This is a genomic window from Kitasatospora sp. NPDC041917 (genome assembly GCF_055589745.1).
The window spans coordinates 161,467-178,867 of record NZ_JBVJBI010000008.1 but is presented as its reverse complement, the minus strand read 5'-3'; the positions used below and the strand labels follow the sequence as shown (position 1 = coordinate 178,867).

The 17,401-nt window shown below is 73.3% G+C and carries 18 protein-coding genes; 10 read left to right on the top strand and 8 right to left on the bottom strand.

The annotated features are described in order from the left end of the window. Window positions 1-3 precede the first annotated feature (3 nt). From ACZ6EM_RS12625 to ACZ6EM_RS12615, 3 genes are all read left to right on the top strand, one after another. Window positions 4-474, top strand: coding sequence for an NUDIX domain-containing protein (locus ACZ6EM_RS12625; protein WP_452179446.1), 471 nt, complete (start codon window positions 4-6; stop codon window positions 472-474). A gap of 214 nt (window positions 475-688) precedes the next feature. Beyond that, on the top strand, window positions 689-934 hold the full coding sequence (locus ACZ6EM_RS12620) for a hypothetical protein (protein ID WP_452179447.1): 246 nt from the start codon (window positions 689-691) through the stop codon (window positions 932-934). A gap of 48 nt (window positions 935-982) precedes the next feature. Then, window positions 983-2,818, top strand: a complete 1,836-nt coding sequence (locus tag ACZ6EM_RS12615) for an NHL domain-containing thioredoxin family protein (RefSeq protein ID WP_465772339.1) — start codon at window positions 983-985, stop codon at window positions 2,816-2,818. A gap of 98 nt (window positions 2,819-2,916) precedes the next feature. Here the strand turns inward: ACZ6EM_RS12615 and ACZ6EM_RS12610 are convergent, their stop codons facing one another. After that, complete coding sequence (locus ACZ6EM_RS12610) at window positions 2,917-4,224, bottom strand: M18 family aminopeptidase (RefSeq protein WP_380351644.1); 1,308 nt, start codon at window positions 4,222-4,224, stop codon at window positions 2,917-2,919. Window positions 4,225-4,506: 282 nt separating this feature from the next. After that, the gene (locus ACZ6EM_RS12605; protein ID WP_401045220.1) at window positions 4,507-6,336 is read right to left on the bottom strand and encodes an acyl-CoA dehydrogenase; all 1,830 of its coding nucleotides are present in this window, start codon (window positions 6,334-6,336) and stop codon (window positions 4,507-4,509) included. A gap of 213 nt (window positions 6,337-6,549) precedes the next feature. Here ACZ6EM_RS12605 and ACZ6EM_RS12600 point away from each other — a divergent pair, with 213 nt between their 5' ends. Together ACZ6EM_RS12600 and ACZ6EM_RS12595 are read left to right on the top strand one after the other, a co-directional pair. After that, window positions 6,550-7,053 (top strand): SseB family protein, encoded by a 504-nt coding sequence (locus ACZ6EM_RS12600; protein WP_380546231.1) that lies wholly within the window; start codon window positions 6,550-6,552, stop codon window positions 7,051-7,053. 123 nt (window positions 7,054-7,176) lie between these two features. Next, the gene (locus ACZ6EM_RS12595) at window positions 7,177-8,136 is read left to right on the top strand and encodes a pirin family protein (RefSeq protein WP_401045217.1); all 960 of its coding nucleotides are present in this window, start codon (window positions 7,177-7,179) and stop codon (window positions 8,134-8,136) included. Between the two features lie 150 nt (window positions 8,137-8,286). On the opposite strand, the gene ACZ6EM_RS12590 is transcribed toward ACZ6EM_RS12595, so the two are convergent. After that, window positions 8,287-9,108, bottom strand: coding sequence for a protein phosphatase 2C domain-containing protein (locus ACZ6EM_RS12590; RefSeq protein ID WP_401045214.1), 822 nt, complete (start codon window positions 9,106-9,108; stop codon window positions 8,287-8,289). Window positions 9,109-9,311: 203 nt separating this feature from the next. Between ACZ6EM_RS12590 and ACZ6EM_RS12585 the strand changes: the two genes are divergently transcribed. Continuing rightward, window positions 9,312-9,455, top strand: coding sequence for a hypothetical protein (locus ACZ6EM_RS12585; RefSeq protein ID WP_401045212.1), 144 nt, complete (start codon window positions 9,312-9,314; stop codon window positions 9,453-9,455). A 65-nt stretch (window positions 9,456-9,520) separates the two neighbouring features. Here the strand turns inward: ACZ6EM_RS12585 and ACZ6EM_RS12580 are convergent, their stop codons facing one another. Then, complete coding sequence (locus ACZ6EM_RS12580) at window positions 9,521-10,129, bottom strand: TIGR03086 family metal-binding protein (RefSeq protein WP_465772338.1); 609 nt, start codon at window positions 10,127-10,129, stop codon at window positions 9,521-9,523. Further along, window positions 10,126-10,992 carry an alpha/beta hydrolase gene (locus ACZ6EM_RS12575; protein WP_465772337.1) on the bottom strand — a complete coding sequence of 289 codons (867 nt, stop codon included), beginning with the start codon at window positions 10,990-10,992 and terminating at the stop codon, window positions 10,126-10,128. Before ACZ6EM_RS12575 ends, ACZ6EM_RS12580 begins: the two co-directional genes overlap by 4 nt. Window positions 10,993-11,145: 153 nt before the next feature. On the opposite strand from ACZ6EM_RS12575, the gene ACZ6EM_RS12570 reads away from it, so the two are divergent. Further along, window positions 11,146-11,787, top strand: a complete 642-nt coding sequence (locus ACZ6EM_RS12570; protein ID WP_401045205.1) for a TetR/AcrR family transcriptional regulator — start codon at window positions 11,146-11,148, stop codon at window positions 11,785-11,787. Here ACZ6EM_RS12570 and ACZ6EM_RS12565 read toward each other — a convergent pair. Together ACZ6EM_RS12565 and ACZ6EM_RS12560 are read right to left on the bottom strand one after the other, a co-directional pair. Further along, the gene (locus ACZ6EM_RS12565) at window positions 11,784-13,094 is read right to left on the bottom strand and encodes an amidase (RefSeq protein ID WP_401045203.1); all 1,311 of its coding nucleotides are present in this window, start codon (window positions 13,092-13,094) and stop codon (window positions 11,784-11,786) included. The genes ACZ6EM_RS12570 and ACZ6EM_RS12565 overlap by 4 nt on opposite strands. 20 nt (window positions 13,095-13,114) lie before the next feature. After that, window positions 13,115-13,345, bottom strand: a complete 231-nt coding sequence (locus ACZ6EM_RS12560; RefSeq protein WP_359898022.1) for a hypothetical protein — start codon at window positions 13,343-13,345, stop codon at window positions 13,115-13,117. A gap of 182 nt (window positions 13,346-13,527) precedes the next feature. Between ACZ6EM_RS12560 and ACZ6EM_RS12555 the strand changes: the two genes are divergently transcribed. Further along, window positions 13,528-14,466, top strand: coding sequence for an LAETG motif-containing sortase-dependent surface protein (locus ACZ6EM_RS12555; RefSeq protein ID WP_452180971.1), 939 nt, complete (start codon window positions 13,528-13,530; stop codon window positions 14,464-14,466). Window positions 14,467-14,736: 270 nt separating this feature from the next. On the opposite strand, the gene ACZ6EM_RS12550 is transcribed toward ACZ6EM_RS12555, so the two are convergent. Beyond that, window positions 14,737-15,393 (bottom strand): ATP-binding protein, encoded by a 657-nt coding sequence (locus ACZ6EM_RS12550; protein ID WP_465772336.1) that lies wholly within the window; start codon window positions 15,391-15,393, stop codon window positions 14,737-14,739. Between the two features lie 230 nt (window positions 15,394-15,623). On the opposite strand from ACZ6EM_RS12550, the gene ACZ6EM_RS12545 reads away from it, so the two are divergent. After that, the gene (locus ACZ6EM_RS12545; protein ID WP_401045716.1) at window positions 15,624-16,448 is read left to right on the top strand and encodes a hypothetical protein; all 825 of its coding nucleotides are present in this window, start codon (window positions 15,624-15,626) and stop codon (window positions 16,446-16,448) included. A gap of 184 nt (window positions 16,449-16,632) precedes the next feature. After that, window positions 16,633-17,382 carry a YcnI family copper-binding membrane protein gene (locus ACZ6EM_RS12540; RefSeq protein ID WP_465772335.1) on the top strand — a complete coding sequence of 250 codons (750 nt, stop codon included), beginning with the start codon at window positions 16,633-16,635 and terminating at the stop codon, window positions 17,380-17,382. Window positions 17,383-17,401 lie beyond the last annotated feature (19 nt).

Sequence of the window (17,401 nt, the reverse complement as noted above, 5' to 3'; positions counted from 1 at the left end):
TCCGTGGCACGGACCGAGTACTACGACGATCCCAACGCCCCCAAGCCCAACCGACTGGTGGTCGCTGCATCCGCCGTCGTGACGGACGACGCCGGGCGCATCCTGCTCCAACGACGGGTAGACAACGGCCTGTACGCCCTGCCCGGCGGGACGATGGATCTGGGCGAGTCGCTGCCAGGCACGGCCGTGCGGGAGGTCTTCGAGGAGACCGGTCTGGAAGTCGAAATCACCGGCCTGGTCGGCACGTACACCGACCCGCGTCACGTCATCGCCTACTCGGACGGCGAGGTGAGGCAGCAGTTCAACGTCTGCTTCACCGCCCGGATGACAGGCGGCACGCTGCGCATCTCCGACGAGTCCACCGACCTCCGCTTCGTCCTCCCCGAGGAGATCGCCGGCTTGCCGTTGCACCACACCCAGCAGCTACGGCTCCAGCACTTCCTGGAGCAGAGGACTTCCCCTTACCTCGGCTAACCCGACGAGAAGCACCGAGAACCCTGGCCGCCGCTGTCAGTTCCGGGACGGGGCCGGGTGCAGCATCATCTGTGATCGGCTCTCGACTCCCGCCCACGGAAAACCAACAACGTCTCGGCGCAGGGCTTGAAAAGATCCACGTGTTGGACATGGTCACTCACGTTGAGCCGAACGCGGCCCTTCGAGGCCATGCCCTCGGAACGGGAGGAAGGCCATGTTCGAAGACGTCGCCGGGCTGCGCCCCGAGGTGGCCGAGCAGTGGACCGCGCTGGTCGAGGAGTGTCGTCCCGTCCTTGCGAGCGAGGGCATGGACGCGGTGCAGACCCTGCTGGTCGCGCGCGGAACGAGCATCGTTCCGGCGGTCGCCATCACGAAGGCTCTGCTCGGTTGGGCGGACACTCCGCTCCTGGTCGCGCGCGAGATCGTGGAGACCAGCGCTGCCCGCGCAGCAGCCACCTGAACCGGCACGCCCGGAATGCGGACGGGTGACGTGGGGTTTGATTGGGGCATGGCTTCTCGTGCACGTGTCCGCGCCCCCGAGCTGGTCGGCGCCGGTGGATGGCTCAACACAGGCGGCAAGGAACTCAAGCTTGCCGACCTGCGAGGTAAGTGTGTCGTACTAGACTTCTGGACCTTCTGCTGCATCAACTGTCTGCACGTCCTGGACGAGCTGCGGGAGCTGGAGGAGAAGCACCGCGACACCGTGGTGATCGTCGGGGTGCACTCGCCGAAGTTCGTGCACGAGGCCGACCACCAGGCGGTCGTCGACGCCGTCGCCCGCTACGAGGTGCACCACCCGGTGCTGGACGACCCGGCGCTGGTGACCTGGAAGCAGTACGCCGTCCGGGCCTGGCCGACGCTGGTGGTGATCGACCCGGAGGGCTACGTGGTCGCCCAGCACGCCGGCGAGGGCCACGCCCACGCGCTCGCCCGGCTGGTCGAGGAGCTGGAGGCCGAGCACGCCGCGAAGGGCACGCTGCGCCGCGGCGACGGCCCGTACGTGGCGCCGGAGCCGAGCGCCGGGGACCTCAAGTTCCCCGGCAAGGCGGTCCGGCTGCCGAACGGCCACTTCCTGGTCGCCGACTCCGGCCACCACTCGCTGGTCGAGCTGGCCGAGGACGGCGAGACGGTGGTGCGCCGGATCGGCGACGGGCAGCGCGGCCTGGTGGACGGCGACGGCGCGGACGGCGCCGGCCCGCGGTTCAGCGAGCCGCAGGGCCTCGCACTGCTTCCCGAGGGCCACCCGTACGACTACGACGTGGTCGTGGCCGACACCGTCAACCACGCCCTGCGCGGTGTCCGCCTCGCCGACGGCCGGGTGACCACCCTGGCCGGCACCGGCCGCCAGTGGTGGCAGGGCTCGGCCACCGAGGGCCCGGCCCGCGAGGTGGACCTCTCCTCGCCGTGGGACGTCGCCTGGTTCGACGGCCGGGTGTGGATCGCGATGGCGGGCGTGCACCAGCTGTGGTCGTACGACCCGGCCGCCGGCACCGTCGCGGTCGCGGCCGGCACCACCAACGAGGGCCTGGTGGACGGACCCGCCGCCGAGGCCTGGTTCGCCCAGTCGTCCGGCCTCGCGGTGTCGGCGGACGGCGAGCGGCTCTGGGTCGCCGACTCCGAGACCTCCTCGCTGCGCTGGGTTTCACGTGAAACAAAGGCGGTCCGCACCGCCGTCGGCAGCGGCCTGTTCGACTTCGGCCACCGCGACGGCGCGGCCGGTCAGGCACTGTTCCAGCACCCGCTGGGCGTCACCGTGCTGCCGGACGGCTCGGTGGCCGTCGCCGACACCTACAACCACGCGCTGCGCCGCTACGACCCGGCGAGCGGCGAGGTCAGCACCCTGGCCACCGACCTGCGCGAGCCCTCCGGGGCGGTCCTGGTGGACGGGGACATCGTGGTGGTCGAGTCGGCCCGGCACCGGCTGACCAGGCTGCGGCTGCCGGAGGAGGCGGTGCAGGTCGAGTCGGTGGCGCACCGCACCCGGCGCGCGGCCACCGAGGTCGCCCCGGGCCCCTTCCGGCTGGACGTGGTCTTCGAGGCGCCGAACGGCCAGAAGCTGGACGAGCGCTACGGCCCCTCCACCCGGCTGCTGGTCAGCGCGACCCCGCCCGAGCTGCTGGTCTCCGGCGCGGGCGCGGACACCGACCTCTCCCGTGAACTGGTGCTCTCCGCCGAGGTCACCGAGGGCGTGCTGCACGTCTCGGCGATGGCCGCCTCCTGCGACGACGACCCGGAGATCGAGTACCCGGCCTGCCACGTGCACCAGCAGGACTGGGGCGTGCCGGTGACGCTGGTGGCCGACGGCGCCCGCCGCCTGCCGCTGGTCCTCGCCGGGATGGAGTAACGCCGGACGGCGCGGGACGACGCGCGGCGCCACTGAACGGCGCGGGACGACGCGAAGGGGCCCGGCGGACGACCGCCGGGCCCCCCTCGCCGCCGTTCTCAGCCCTCCAGGAAGGCCTTGAGCGCGCTCGCCAGCAGGTACGGGTCCTCCGCCCCGCACAGCTCGCGCGCCGAGTGCATGGAGAGCGCCGCGATACCGCAGTCCACCGTCCTGATGCCCAGTCGCGCCGCCGTGATCGGGCCGATCGTCGTCCCGCAGGGCATGGCGTTGTTGGAGACGAAGCTCTGCCACGGCACGCCGGCCTTCTCGCAGGCGGCCGCGAACACCGCCCGGCCGACGCCGTCGGTCGCGTAGCGGTTGTTGACGTTGACCTTGAGGATCGGCCCGCCGTTCGGCATCGGGTGGTGGCCCGGTTCGTGCCGCTCGCTGTAGTTCGGGTGGACGGCGTGGCCCATGTCCGAGGAGAGGCAGACGGTGCCGGCGAGCGCCCGGGCCCGGTCCTCGGTGGTGCCGCCGCGCGCGTGGATCGTCCGGTCCATGACGTTGCCGAGCAGGGGGCTCTGCGCGCCGGTGTCGGACTCGCTGCCGGTCTCCTCGTGGTCGAAGGCGGCCAGCACCGGGATGTACGGCAGGTCGGCGGCGCCGTCGGCGGTGGCGACGGCGGCGAGCGCGGCGGTGGCCGCGTGCACCGAGAGCAGGTTGTCCAGGCGCGGGGCGGCCAGCAGCTCGCGGTCGCGGCCCAGGTAGGAGGCGGGCTGGACGTCGTGGGTCATGAGGTCCCAGCCGACCACGTCGGCGGCGGCCAGACCGGCCCGCCCGGCGACGTAGGAGATCAGCGCGCCCTCGTCGACCGGGCCGAGGCCCCAGATCGGGGTGAGGTGGCGCTGCTTGTCGAGCTTCATGCCCTCGTTGACCTGGCGGTCCAGGTGGATGGCGAGCTGCGGGACGCGCAGCAGCGGCTCGTCCAGCTGGACCAGCCGGACGGTGCCGTCCTTGAGCGCGAGCCGGCCGGAGAGGCCGAGGTCGCGGTCCAGCCAGGTGTTCAGCGGGACGCCGCCGTAGATCTCCACCGCGACCTGCCGCCAGCCCTCGGAACCGGTGTCCGGGACGGGCTTGACCCGCAGGTTGGGCGAGTCGGTGTGGGTGCCGACGATCCGGAACGGGGTCTCGGGGCCCGCCCCCTGCGGCAGGTACCAGGCGATCAGCGCGCCCCCGCGGATCAGGTAGCGCCCGCCGGCCGCGTCGTCCCACGCGTCCGTCTCGGCGACCTGCCGGAAGCCCGCCTTCTCCAGCCGCTCCGCGGCGCTCGCCACCGCGTGGTACGGCGAGGGCGAGGTACCGAGGAACGCGATCAGGTCGTCGCTGTGCGTCCGGTCGAAAAATGCCTGGCGGGCGGCGGTCGACATACTGCTCCTGGGTCGAGTGAGGGCCGAAGCCGGATGGGGAGTCGACTTCGCACCTGAGCATATGCCCGTACACGGACACGGCATTCGGAACGCCTCAGCCGCGAACCGGCCCGCGCGGCCGGTGGTTTCCGTCCTCCGGACCGCGGCCGCGGACACACCGAAGGGCCCGGTGGCAGCCGGGCCCTTCGGTGCGAGGGTGTGTCAGGCGGTTCGAATGCCGGGAGGCGTCCCGCACGGCGCGCCCCGGGAAGGGCGGTGGCGGGTGGCCCCGGGACGGGTGACCTAGAAGGCCTCCTCCGCCAGCTCCATGATCTCGTTGTCGATGCCCTCGGCGATCAGTCGCTGCGGGGCGACGGTCGGCAGGACGTTCTTGGCGAAGAAGCGGGCCGCCGCGACCTTGCCCTGGTAGAAGGGGACGTCCTTCTCCGAGGCGCCGGCCTCCAGCTTGGCCAGGGCCACCGCGGCCTGGCGCAGCAGCAGCCAGCCGACCACGACGTCGCCGGAGACCATCAGCAGGCGGGTGGTGTTGAGGCCCACCTTGTACATGTTCTTGACGTCCTGCTCGACCGAGGTCAGGTCGGCGATCAGCTTGCCGACGATGGCCTCCAGGTCGCCCGCGGCCTTGGCGAGCAGGTCGCGCTCGGCGGCCAGGGCGTCGCCGCCCTCGGCGGAGCCGATGAACTTCTGGATCTGCTCGTTCAGCGCGGTGAGCGCCTGGCCGCCGTCCTTGACGATCTTGCGGAAGAAGAAGTCCTGGCCCTGGATCGCCGTGGTGCCCTCGTACAGGGTGTCGATCTTGGCGTCCCGGATGTACTGCTCGATCGGGTACTCCTGGAGGTACCCGGAGCCGCCGAAGGTCTGGAGCGACTGGGCGAGCTGCTCGTAGGACTTCTCCGAGCCGTAGCCCTTGACGATCGGCAGCAGCAGGTCGTTGAGGCGCTCGGCGGCCTCGTCGCGCTCGCCGCGCAGCTTGGCGGCCATCATGTCGTCCTGGGTGGACGCGGTGAACAGGACCAGCGCGCGCATGCCCTCGGCGTAGGCCTTCTGGGTCAGCAGCGAGCGGCGCACGTCCGGGTGGTGGGTGATGGTGACGCGCGGGGCGGTCTTGTCCAGGAACTGCGATATGTCGGCGCCCTGCACGCGCTCCTTGGCGTACTCCAGGGCGTTCAGGTAGCCGGTGGAGAGGGTGGCGATGGCCTTCGTGCCGACCATCATGCGGGCGAACTCGATGATCTTGAACATCTGGCGGATGCCGTCGACCTTCTCGCCGAGCAGCCAGCCCTTGGCCGGGTGCTTGGCACCGAAGGTCATCTCGCAGGTGTTCGAGGCCTTGAGGCCCATCTTGTGCTCGACGTTGGTGGCGTAGGCGCCGTTGCGCTCGCCCAGCTCGCCGGTCTCCCAGTCGAAGTCGAACTTGGGGACGATGAACAGGCCCAGGCCCTTGGTGCCCGGCTTGCCGCCCTCGGGGCGGGCCAGCACCATGTGGATGATGTTCTCGGACATGTCGTGCTCGCCCGAGGTGATGAAGCGCTTCACGCCCTCGATGTGCCAGGAGCCGTCCTCCTGCTGGATCGCCTTGGTGCGGCCGGCGCCCACGTCGGAGCCCGCGTCGGGCTCGGTGAGGACCATGGTGGAGCCCCACAGGCGGTCGGTCATCCGCTTGGCGATCTCAAGCTGCTCCTCGGTGCCCTCCTCGGCGATGACGCCGGCGAAGGCCGGGCCGGAGGAGTACATCCAGATGGCCGGGTTGGAGCCCAGGATCTGCTCGGCGAAGGCCCAGATCAGCGAGTTCGGGGTGACCTGGCCACCGATCGACTCCGGGATGCCCAGACGCCACCACTCGGCGTCCATGAAGGTCTGGTAGCTCTTCTTGAAGGCGGCCGGGACCGGCGCGGTGTTGGTCTCCGGGTCGAACACCGGCGGGTTGCGGTCGGTGTCGGCGAAGGACGCCGCGAGGTCGTTCTCGGCGAGGCGTGCGATCTCGCTGAGGATGTTCTTCGCGGTCTCGACGTCCATGTCCGCGAACGGTCCGGTGCCGTACACCTGCTCGCGGCCGAACACCTCGAAGAGGTTGAACTCCACGTCCCGCAGGTTGGACTTGTAGTGACCCATGGCCGTTATCTCCGGTTCGTCGCTTCCGGGAGACCGCCGCGTTCCGGCGTCCCGTACCCACCAGTAGGCATCATGATGCTACCCAGCGGTAACTTGGGCAAGCCCCCGCCGGTGAATCCGCTATGAACGTGGTCACGTCCCACAGTCGGGGCGACCACTCCTTGTCAGGATCGATGCCAGCACAAGAGGGTGCGCTCCCGCTAGCCTGTCCGTGTGTACGGATATGACCAGAACACATACCCGGGCGACCCCTACCAGCAGCAGGCGGGACCGCAGCAGGGCATGAACGGCATGCCCGGACCCGACGCCTACGGCGGGCAGTCGCAGGCCCCCCAGCAGTCCCTGTACCCCGAACCGTCGCCGCCCTCACTCGCGGACGCCGTGCGGGCCTTCACCACCGGCTCGATGGCGGTCGAGGACTTCCAGGCGATCTTCATCACCTCGAAGGTGCACTGCCCCCGCGGCGACCGCCCCGGCTTCCTGGCGCTGCACAACACCCCGACGCCGGTGATCCCCATGTTCAGCTCGCTGAAGGAGCTGCGCCGCTACGCGGGCAAGGAGTCCAAGCACTTCACCGTGACCGGCGCCGAGGTCCTGGACCTGCTGCCGACCGGCTACGGCTTCGCGCTGGACATGGAGGGCGAGCACCGGATGGTGTTCGACGCCAAGGCCGTCGAGCAGATGGTCGACTTCACGATGCGCCGGATGTACGGCTGACCCATCCTGGAAGAGGAGCCCCCGCTCCTCCGTCGCTACATAGTCCAATTTTCAACTTGCTTGTTGTTGAGAATTGAACTAACCTCGTGCACGTAGGCCAGACACCCCCCGAAGGAGGCCGACATGCCCGCCGTGACCGTCGACAACCCGCTGACCCTCCCGCGCGTCACCACGCCGGACCCCGCCGTCACGAGCGCACGGCCGGTCCTCACCGTGGCGACCGCCCCCGAGGGCTTCGAAGGCGAGGGCTTCCCCGTCCGCCGCGCCTTCGCCAAGATCAACACCAAGTACCTCGACCCGTTCATCATGATGGACCAGATGGGCGAGGTGGACTACGCGGCCGGCGAGCCCAAGGGCACCCCCTGGCACCCGCACCGCGGCTTCGAGACCGTCACCTACATCATCGACGGAACGTTCATCCACCAGGACTCGCACGGCGGCGGCGGCACCATCACCGACGGCGACACCCAGTGGATGACGGCCGGCTCCGGCCTGCTGCACATCGAGAGCCCGCCGGAGTCGCTGGTGATGTCCGGCGGCCTCTTCCACGGCCTCCAGCTGTGGGTGAACCTGCCCGCCTCGGACAAGATGATCGCCCCGAAGTACCAGGACATCCGCGGCGGCAGCGTCAAGCTGCTCAGCACCGAGGACGGCGGCGCGCTGCTCCGGGTCATCGCGGGCGAGCTCGACGGCCACCAGGGCCCCGGCACCACCCACACCCCGATCACCATGATCCACGCGTCGATCAGCCCCGGCGCCCAGATCACCCTGCCCTGGCGCGCCGACTTCAACGCCCTCGCCTACGGCCTCGCGGGCAGCGGCTCGGCCGGCGCCGAGCGGCGCCCGTTCCACATGGGCCAGGCCGTCGTCTTCGGCGACGGCGACTCCATCACCCTGCGCGCCGACGAGAAGCAGGACTCGCGCAACGCCACCTTCGAGGTCGTCCTCCTCGGCGGCCTCCCGATCCGCGAACCCGTCGCCTGGTACGGCCCGTTCGTGATGAACAGCCACCGCGAACTCCAGCAGGCCATGGAGGACTTCCAGGCCGGCCGGCTCGGCACCGTCCCCGCCGACGGCCACTGAGGGCCCCGGAGCCGGAACGGCGGAACGGTCGCAGGTGTCGCCTGCGGCCGTTCCGCCGTTCCGCCGTTCTGTGGTTCTGTCGTTCTGTCGTCTCTTGCGCCGCCCGACCCCGACCCCGCGCCCGCGGTCCGGGGCCGGGTCCCGGCTCCGCTACAGCAGCGCGTAGAGGGCCGAGGCGTCGTCGTGCGTCTTGCCGCGCGGCCAGCGCTCGCAGCCGGCGTCCGCCCGCTCCACCGCCCGGACCTGGGCGATCAGCTCGCCCGGCCCCGACTCGGCGAGCAGCCGCAGCACGTCGCCCCAACTGCCCAACCCGAAGCGCTCGGTGTAGCGCGAGGCACCGTCGGTGAGGGCCGCCAGCGCGTGCAGCCGGTCCAGCCGGACGAAGCCGGTCTCGGCGTGCTCGGCCGCCCGGGGGCTCGCGGCGGCGATCCACGGTCCGGCACCCCGGTTGCGGGCGGCGCGTACGGCCATCGCGTACTCCAGGTGCAGCGCGGCCCGCTCGGCCGAGCCGGGGACGGTCTCCCAGACCTGGTGGCGCAGCTCCTCCCCCGCGGGGAAGCGCTGGTTGTCCCCGATCACCTTCGGCGGACCGTCCTTCAACTCCAGCACCAGCAGGGAGTCGCCGAGCACCAGGTACTCCAGCGCCTCGCCGTGCCGCCGGGCCGCGACGACCATCGCGGCGGGGGTGTTGGGGTGGGCGAGGTCGCAGCGGCCGCCGTGCAGCGCGGCCGTCTCCACGATGGCGTCGGCCAGGCACTCGGCGATCGAACGGTCCGCCCGGTCGGTGAGCCGGGCGAGCAGGTGCACGCCCAGCCGGCGCACGTACCAGGCCGTCCCGTGCCGGCACCCGGACTCCAGACCGGCCGGCGAGCTCGCGCCGTCCAGCAGGACCAGCGCCTCCGGCGAGGCCGCCACGAAGTCCTCGCTCTCGCGGTCGGGCCGCCGTGCTTCCCCTGCGAGCTGTAGCTGCATCCCGACAGTGTGGCCGCCGCGCGTGGCCCGCGCCCAGACCCGTGCGCCGGTGTGGCGCGGGCCGGGGCGCGACGCCCGGTGGCAGCCGGGGTGATTCGGCCATACCGTCGGACAGTGACCGGACGATTCGGCCAATCGGAGCGGGCCGGGTTTGGGATCACCTTCGGGTGTCCGGGCCGCCCGCGACTGACGAGGAGCGGAAGATGTTCTGGCAGTTCATCGTGTTGCTGGCCGCCTCGCTCGGCTTCCCGACCGCCGCCCTGCTCTTCCTGATCGGCGGGCCGCGCTTCCCCGACGAGCAGCGCGGCCCCGACACCCGGGGCTCCGGGGCCACCCGGGCGTCCTAGGGTTTCCGGGATCCCCTGCGTCCCGGAAACCCTAGGAGGCCCGGAGGCCCTGCAGCCCCGAGCCGCTACGGCTTCCAGCCCGGGTCGCGGCCGAGCAGCGCCAGGGCGCGGGCGAACCGCCCGTCGCCGCCGCCGGGTTCGAGCCCCGGGCCGAAGGCCCGGCCGGGCGCCCGGTGTTCCTCGGTGTTCGGGACGGCCTCGGTCACCGTCAGCAGCGCGGCGGCCAGCGCGTCGTCGCCGTCCACCGCCGCGACCAGTCCGTCCGCGGTGCCGAGCGCGGCGGCGACGTCCCAGCCGTGCACCAGGGTGTCCAGCAGGTGGAAGCCCACCGCCTGGGTGAACGGGAACGGGCCGCCGTCGCGGATCTCGGGCAGCCAGAGCGGCCGGTCCTCGGCGGCCGCCGCCCGGAAGGCCTCGACGAGGTCGGTGCCGGTGCGGCGGAAGGCGCCCGCCGGGTCCGCGCCGAGCGGGGCGTCCGCGAACAGCGCGAGGTCGGGCCCGGCACCCCGGGCGGCCGCGGCGAAGCCCTGGTGCTGGCCGACGCAGTGCTCCAGCAGCTTGCGCAGCGTCCACCCGGCGCAGGGGGTGGGCAGGTCGAGTTGGTCCGGCCGTAGGCCGTCCACCACCTGGACGGCCAACTCCATGGCCTGTGCGTGCAGTTCGACGATCCTCATGCGACAGCGACCTCCCGGCCGGCAGAGATGAATCCGATCACCTGATCAACGACGGTCGGCTCCGCGATAATCCGGCGGTGGCCGAGCCCCTGAGTGACCACCAGGTCCAGCCGCTTCCCGTACGCCCCGCGCAGCCGCTGCGCCTCGCTCGGCGGGACGATGCCGTCGCCCTCGTCGTGCACCACCAGCACCGGCCCGGCGACCGCCTCGACCCGGCGCGCCGCGTCGTAGCGTTCCCAGCCCCCGGCGTCCCCGCCGAACAGCTCCCGCTCGATCCGCTCCCGCAGCGCCCGCTCGACCTCGGCGTTCAACCCGAGCCCGGCACAGAACGCGGCCGGGAAGAAGCCGACCCGGGACACCCCGGAGACGGCCGCCAGCCGCCCGGCCCGCAGGCCGTCGGCCAGCGCCCCGAAAGCCGCGCAGACGCCGAGCGAGTGCGCCACCACCGCCTCGAACGGCCCGTACCGCTCCTGGAGTTGCAGCGCGAGCTCGCGGTACTCCAGCACGCTGGTGGTCCGGCCGCCGGAGTCGCCGTGGCCCGGCGCGTCGAAGGCGACGGCGCTCAGCCCGAGCGCCCGCAGCCGGGGCACGTACGGGGCGAACCGGGAGGCCCGGGAGCGCCAGCCGTGCAGCAGCAGGACCGGCCGCTCGCCGCTCCCCCAGCGGTAGCCGACCACCGGTTTGCCGCCCACGGCGAGCCGCTCGGTGACCGCCCGCCCGTGCACCTCCCGCTCCGAGTCGCGCACCCGGCTGCGCCGCACCGGGTGCGTGAAGAGTTCGAAGGCGGCCCGCCCGGCCAGGCCGGGAGCGATCCGGGCCGTGGGGTTGAGGGTCGTACGGATCAGTGCCTGAACCGGGTCCATCGGATCTCCCTGCTCTCCGCGCTCCTTGTCACGCCTCGCTCGCGTCGAGATATTAGCACGATCGTTCGTGCAGTTTTCAGAGGCTTTCCGAGGCCCCCGAGGTCCACGCACTACCCTGGGCGGCACGCACGACGAGCAGAACAGGGGCGGACGATGGCCGGACCGACCACCGACGGACGGGTCCTGCGCGGCGAGGAGACCCGCCGGGCGGTGCTGCGCCGCGCCGTCTCCATCGCCTCCGTCGAGGGCCTGGACGCGCTCTCCATCGGCCGCCTCGCCACCGACCTCGGGCTCAGCAAGAGCGGCGTCTTCGCCGGCTTCGGCTCCAAGGAGGAGCTGCAGCTCGCCACCGTCCGGGCCGCCCGCCGGATCTTCGCCGACGCCGTCGTCGCCCCGGTCGCCGACGTCCCGCCCGGCCTCGCCCGGGCCCGCGCCCTCTGCGAGAGCTGGCTCGCCTACTCCCGCGCCCGGGTCTTCCCCGGCGGCTGCTTCTTCTACGAGGTCACCGCCGAGTTCGACGCCCGACCCGGCCCCGTCCGGGACGCCCTGGCCGGCTGCGCCCGGGAGTGGTCCGACACCGTCGTCGAGGCCCTCGACGCCGCCCGGGCCACCGGTGGCCTGCGCCCCGACACCGACCTCGGGGACCTCGCCTTCGCCCTGATCGCGGTCCTGGAGACGGCCAACTCCCAGGCCGTGCTGCACGACGAGGACGCCCCGTACGAGCGGGCCGGCCGCCTGCTGCTGCGCCTGCTGCGCGCCGAGGCCACCGACCCGGCCGACCCGGCGCTCGCCTAACGCCCCGCCAACACCCCTTCGATGAAGGCCGCCTGGGCCAGCAGCCGCTCGTCGCCGCCCGCCGCGCCGACCACCTGGAGCCCCAGCGGCAGCCCCTCCGCGGTCCGCCCGGCCGGCAGGCTCAGCGCGGGCCGCCCGAGGAAGCTCCACGGCAGCGACATCACCGCGTCCCCGGTGCTGTGCAGGCCCTCCGGCGCCCCGCCGGTCGCCGAGGGCGCCAGCCACAGGTCCACCCCGGCCGCCGCACCCGCCGCGGCCACCCGTTCGACCAGCCGCTCCCGGAACCGCAGGGCGGCCTCCCGGTCCTCGGCCGCGACGGCCCGGCCGGCCCGGATGCCCGCCACCGTCTCCGGCCGGTAGAGCCCGCCGAAGCGGGCGAACCAGTCGGCGTGGCCGCGGGCCAGCTCGAAGCGGTTGACCGTCTGCAGCCGCCGGGTGATCCCGGCGAAGTCGGGGAACAGCTCGACCCGGCGCACCGTGAACCCGGCCCGCGCCAACCGCGCCAGCTGCTCCTCGAAGGCCTGCAGCGCGGCCGGTTCGGCGTACTCCAGGTACGTGCCGTCCGGCACCCCGAGCACAGGTCCGGGCGCCTCGCCCCGCTCCGGCCGCCAGTCGTCGCAGAGCAGCGGGGCCACCAGGGCGGCGCCCGCCAGGTCGGCGGTGAAGGTCCCCAGGGTGTCGAAGCTCGGCGCGTTCGGGATCACCCCCGCGATCGGGATCCGCCCGTACGTCGGCCGGAAGCCAACCACCCCGCAGTACGCGGCCGGGCGGATCACCGAGCCGACCGTCTGGGTGCCGATCGCCAGCGGCACCAGCCCGGCCGCGACCGCCGCCGCCGAACCGCTGCTGGAGCCGCCCGGGGTGTGCCCCGGGCGGTGCGGATTGCGGGTCGGACCCGGGGCGCTCGCGGCGAACTCGGCGGTCACCGTCTTGCCCGCGACCAGCGCCCCCGCCGCCCGCAGCCGGTCCACCACCACGGCCTGCGGCCCGGCCAGCACCCCGGGCGGCAGCGCCGAACCGCCGTGCGTGGGCAGCCCGTCCACGCGCACGATGTCCTTGACGCCCACCGCCACCCCGTACAGCGGCGGCCGCCCGTCCCGCTCCGGGTACCGCGCGGCCAGCTCCCGCGCCTGCGCCCGCAGCCGCTCGTGCCGGCCGGGCTCCGGCACGAACGCGTGGATCAGCGGGTCCACCCGCTCGACCAGCGCGCACAACCGGTCGACGTACTCGGAAAGTTCCGGCACACCGGCCCGCAGCCCGGCGGCCTCGTCGGTCAACGGCCGCGGCCGGACGAGGGGTTCCTCCATGCCGAGCACGGTAGCGCCGTTTACGGGTGCTCGGCCGCCAGGTACGGCGCCTCGCGCAGGAAGTACGCCCCACAGGTGTGGCAGCACAGCTCCGGGGTCTTCCCCCAGTCCACCGCCGACCGCACCCGCGCCTGCGGATCGAGCTCGCGGCCGCACATCGCCACGCTCTCCTCACCCCGGACCACGTGCCACAGCCGCACTCCGCCGGCCTCGCCGCCGGCGCCGTACTCGGCTCGCATCTGGTGCATCATGCCCCCCATCGTCCGGCCGCCGCGCGCGCCCGGCAACCGGAGGACGGCAGACCGTCCCCTGGTCGAAATCCGGCCACAGCAGCACGGTAGGGTGCGCGGTCGCGACCAGTGCCAGCGGCTCGGCCATGGCCTCAATTCGCCTGATTTCAGCCAAATTCATCCAAAAATGGGGGCCCTTCACCATGCGCACTTCCCGACTCCTGGCCGCGTCCACGCTGGTGGCACTCTCGCTCGGCGCCACCGTCGGCGCCGCCACCGCCGGTGCCGTGGGCATCACCGCCTCTCCGAGCGCCGGCGCCACGGCCACTCCGTCGGCCTCCGCCCCGCCGAGCGCCGGCGCCACCACCCCCGGCAGCCCGACCCCGACGGCCACCGCCAAGCCGACGAACCTGCCGACCCGGCCGGTGCCGACGCCGACCGTCGACAACCGCTGCCACGGGGGCGTCTACCAGAGCAACCTGCTCAAGGTCACCGGCACCGGCCTGTACGGCACCACCCTGGTCAAGGGCGGCCAAGCCGCCGAGATGACCATGACCTGGGAGAACAAGAGCGGCGTCGACCTCCCCGTCGTCCACAACTCCCTCTACGTGACCGATGAGTTCGGGGACCGTCCGGTCCAGTGGAGCACCGAGTTCTTCGACGTCCAGCTGGACACCGGGTCCGGCTGGAAGCCCGCCAAGCTCGACGACCGCGCCCTCCTGGCGCCCGATTTCAAGCTGGCCAAGGGCGAGAAGATCACCTACAAGGTCCGGATCGCCGCCACCGCCAAGGCCCCGGTCGGTCACTACGGCGCGAACTACGAAGCCGGCTCGGACGCCTTCGACAACGACAAGGTCCCGACTCCGGCCAACAACAAGCCGCAGGCGTGCACCCAGTTCCTCGACGACTACCTGGGCGAGTTCAACGTGGGCGAGGCCGGTGCCACGACGGCCACCAACGCCCCCGCCACCAACGCCCCGGCCGCCACCGCCTCCCCCTCGCCCTCCGGCGGCCCGCACCTGGCCGAGACCGGCTCCAGCTCCAGCACCCTGCCGATCGCCCTCGGCGGCGCGGCCGTCCTGGCCGTCGGCGCCGGCACCCTGGTCGCCCTGCGCCGCCGCAAGTCGGCCACCCGGAGCTGACCCCGCCCCGGTCGACCCCGAGGGGCGCGGGCCCACAGCCCGCGCCCCTCGTCGTTTCCGGCCGCCGGCCCCGCCTGCCCTAGGGCGTGTCTGACAATTCGAGTCGGATCAGGGCGCGGCGTTGGGGTGCGTGCATCGCAAGGCGGAGGAGGGAGCCACTGCGGTGGGGGCACCTCCCGGCCGAAGGCTGGGGGCCATTGGCGACCGACGACAACGCGGCGAGGTGCGTGCCCCGGCGTCGCGCACCCGGCGGGAATTGTCAGACACGCCCTAGGACGCCGCGCGCAGCAGCGCCCCGTCCTGCCACTTGAGGATCTTGTCGAAGCTGACGATCGCCCCGCGCAGCGGGTGGTTGCGCAGCTGGACGTGGTCGGTGAGCGCGTGGATGAGGAAGAGGCCGCGGCCGGATTCGGCGGTGAGGTCGGGAAGGGTGTCCAGGTCGACCGGGCGCAGCGTCGGGGTGCTGGGACGGCAGGGCAGGACGTGGGTGTCGTACGGGTGGCCGTCGCGGCGGGGACGGTGGGCGGCGAGGACGCGGGCCGGGACGGTGGCGCGGCCGCGGCGGGTGCGGCGGGGAGCCCGGCCGGCCACCGCCGGACGGGCGGGCGCCGGGGCGGCCGGGCGACGGGCGGCGGCCGGAGCGGGAGCGGGAGCGGGAGCGGGGGCTGGCAGGCCGGGCCCGGAGTCGGTGACCTCGATCCGCAGCCGGTCGCCGCAGATCGAGGCGGTGACCTGGAAGCCGTCGTCGGGCCGCCCGGTGGCGCCGTGCTCGACGGCGTTGGCGCAGGCCTCGGTGAGGGCGACGCCGAGGTCGTCCGCGATCTGCGGGTCGACGCCCGCGGTCGCCATCGCACCGAGCAGGATGCGCCGGGCCAGCGGGACGCTGGCCGGGTCGCGCTTGAGGTGCAGAGTCCACCAGATGTCCACGGGAGGTCCCTCCTGGCTGCGGCTCCACATACAACTAGGTATCTCCGGGCGATTCGCGGGTGAACCGTGCCCGGGGGCCGCTACCGCCCGTTCGGCGGATGGACCGGGGGACGGGGTCTGTGCCGGGCGACGCGTACGCCCCCTCGCACGCCGCCGCCGAAAGGGGCATTCGTAGGGATTTCCCACCCTGCCCGTGTCGGCGGCGTACGCAATGAGAGGATGGCCCGGCCATGACTGCCCTCGCCGCCGCCCCGCTCCCGGGCGCCCCCGGACCGGCTCAGCCGGTGGGGTCCGCCGCCTGGGACCTGCGGCTGGCCCGGGCGGTCCCGTTCGCGCTGGTCTGCACCCTGATAGCGGCCGCCGGGCACGCCCTGGCGGGGGGCGGGAACGTGCCGCCGACCGCGTTGGCGCTGGGTTTCGCCGCGGTGCTGGCCTTCGCGGCGGTCTGCGGCGGGCGGGAGCGTTCGCTGGCGGGCATCGCCGGGGCGCTGGGTGCCGGGCAGCTCGCGCTGCACTGTCTCTTCCATGGCTTCAACGGCTTCAACGGCTCCATGCCGGGCATGCACCACGGCGGCCCCGGGCCGCTGACCGTGCCGCAGGTGGCCGGTCGGCTGATCTGCAACGAGGCGCGCCCCGGCACGCTGCTCGGCCTGTCCGGCGGCCCGTCCGCGGAGCAGCTGGTCTCCTCCGCGGGCCTGGATCCGCACGCGTTCGCCGCCGCGCCCTGGTGGCAGGCCGGTGTCCTCGGCATGACGCCGTCGATGCTGGCCGGGCACCTGGGTGCCGCGCTGGTCGCGGGCTGGTGGCTGCGGCGCGGCGAGGCGGCGCTGTGGCGGCTGCTGCGGGTGGCCGCCACGGCGGCCCGGGAGCACTGGGCGGCGCCGTTGTGCACGGCGTTCGCGCTGGTGGCCGCGCTGCTGCGCGGTCTGTTCGGCGTGGCGGGCCCGGCCCGCCGGTTCGGTGCCCGGGGCGGGGAGAGCCTGTTCCCGACGGGTGCGGTGCTGCGGCACAGCGTGGTGCGGCGCGGTCCGCCGTGCGGGGCCCTCGCGTACTGACCGGCGTCTCCCGGCGGCCCTGCGGCCGCGTCGGGTGCCGGTGTGCGCACCGTCCGGCCGTTCCCCCGACCACCGGGGCGGCCCGAGGCTCTGCCCCCACCTCCCCACGCGCGGCCCCCGCGGTACGGATCGTGTCCGTCGCCCGGTACCGGCTGCCGCCGAGCTCCGATCGGAGACCCGCATCATGCGTTCCCTTCCCACCCGTCGTCTCGCCGCCGTCGCCCTCACCGCCGCCGCCTCCGTGGTGGCGCTGGCCGGCCCCGCCTTCGCGCACGTCACCGTGAACCCGGGCGCGGCCGCCCAGGGCGGCTACACGGCCGTCGACTTCCGGGTGCCGAACGAGAGCGACACCGCGGGCACGGTGAAGCTGGAGGTCAACCTCCCGCTGGACCACCCGCTGGCCTCGGTCCGGACCCTGCCGCTGCCGGGCTGGACCGCCGCGGTCGAGAAGGCCAAGCTCGACAAGCCGATCAAGGTGCACGGCAACGACGTCACCGAGGCCGTCTCCAAGATCACCTGGACCGCCGACGCCGGCACCAAGATCGCCCCCGGCCAGTTCCAGGAGTTCCGGGTCTCGCTCGGCCCGCTGCCGACCGACACCGACAGCCTGGTCTTCAAGACCCTCCAGACCTACGACAACGGCGACATCGCCCGCTGGATCGACGAGTCCAAAGACGGCCAGCCCGAGCCGGCCAAGCCCGCCCCCGTCCTGAAGCTCACCAAGGCCGCCGAGGGCGACGGCCACGGCGTCACCGCGTCCCCGGCCGCGGGCGCCCACGGGGACAGCTCCGACCACGCCGCCGCCTCCGGCGACGCCAAGTCCAGCGACTCCACCGCCCGCACCCTGGGCGTGGTCGGCATCGTGGTCGGTGTGATCGGCACCGCCGTCGGCGTGCTCGGCCTGCGCCGCAAGAACGGCGGCTCCGCCTCCTGACCCCCGCGCCGGCGGCGCC

Bases quoted from the DNA above. Each gene is read 5' to 3' on its own strand.
- ACZ6EM_RS12565 (WP_401045203.1), bottom strand. From the start codon at position 13,094: ATGGAGGAACCCCTCGTCCGGCCGCGGCCGTTGACCGACGAGGCCGCC.
- ACZ6EM_RS12605 (WP_401045220.1), bottom strand. From the start codon at position 6,336: ATGGGTCACTACAAGTCCAACCTGCGGGACGTGGAGTTCAACCTCTTC.
- ACZ6EM_RS12615 (WP_465772339.1), top strand. From the start codon at position 983: ATGGCTTCTCGTGCACGTGTCCGCGCCCCCGAGCTGGTCGGCGCCGGT.
- ACZ6EM_RS12595 (WP_401045217.1), top strand. From the start codon at position 7,177: ATGCCCGCCGTGACCGTCGACAACCCGCTGACCCTCCCGCGCGTCACC.
- ACZ6EM_RS12575 (WP_465772337.1), bottom strand. From the start codon at position 10,992: ATGGACCCGGTTCAGGCACTGATCCGTACGACCCTCAACCCCACGGCC.
- ACZ6EM_RS12610 (WP_380351644.1), bottom strand. From the start codon at position 4,224: ATGTCGACCGCCGCCCGCCAGGCATTTTTCGACCGGACGCACAGCGAC.
- ACZ6EM_RS12570 (WP_401045205.1), top strand. From the start codon at position 11,146: ATGGCCGGACCGACCACCGACGGACGGGTCCTGCGCGGCGAGGAGACC.
- ACZ6EM_RS12620 (WP_452179447.1), top strand. From the start codon at position 689: ATGTTCGAAGACGTCGCCGGGCTGCGCCCCGAGGTGGCCGAGCAGTGG.
- ACZ6EM_RS12585 (WP_401045212.1), top strand. From the start codon at position 9,312: ATGTTCTGGCAGTTCATCGTGTTGCTGGCCGCCTCGCTCGGCTTCCCG.
- ACZ6EM_RS12580 (WP_465772338.1), bottom strand. From the start codon at position 10,129: ATGAGGATCGTCGAACTGCACGCACAGGCCATGGAGTTGGCCGTCCAG.
- ACZ6EM_RS12540 (WP_465772335.1), top strand. From the start codon at position 16,633: ATGCGTTCCCTTCCCACCCGTCGTCTCGCCGCCGTCGCCCTCACCGCC.
- ACZ6EM_RS12545 (WP_401045716.1), top strand. From the start codon at position 15,624: ATGACTGCCCTCGCCGCCGCCCCGCTCCCGGGCGCCCCCGGACCGGCT.
- ACZ6EM_RS12590 (WP_401045214.1), bottom strand. From the start codon at position 9,108: ATGCAGCTACAGCTCGCAGGGGAAGCACGGCGGCCCGACCGCGAGAGC.
- ACZ6EM_RS12555 (WP_452180971.1), top strand. From the start codon at position 13,528: ATGCGCACTTCCCGACTCCTGGCCGCGTCCACGCTGGTGGCACTCTCG.
- ACZ6EM_RS12560 (WP_359898022.1), bottom strand. From the start codon at position 13,345: ATGATGCACCAGATGCGAGCCGAGTACGGCGCCGGCGGCGAGGCCGGC.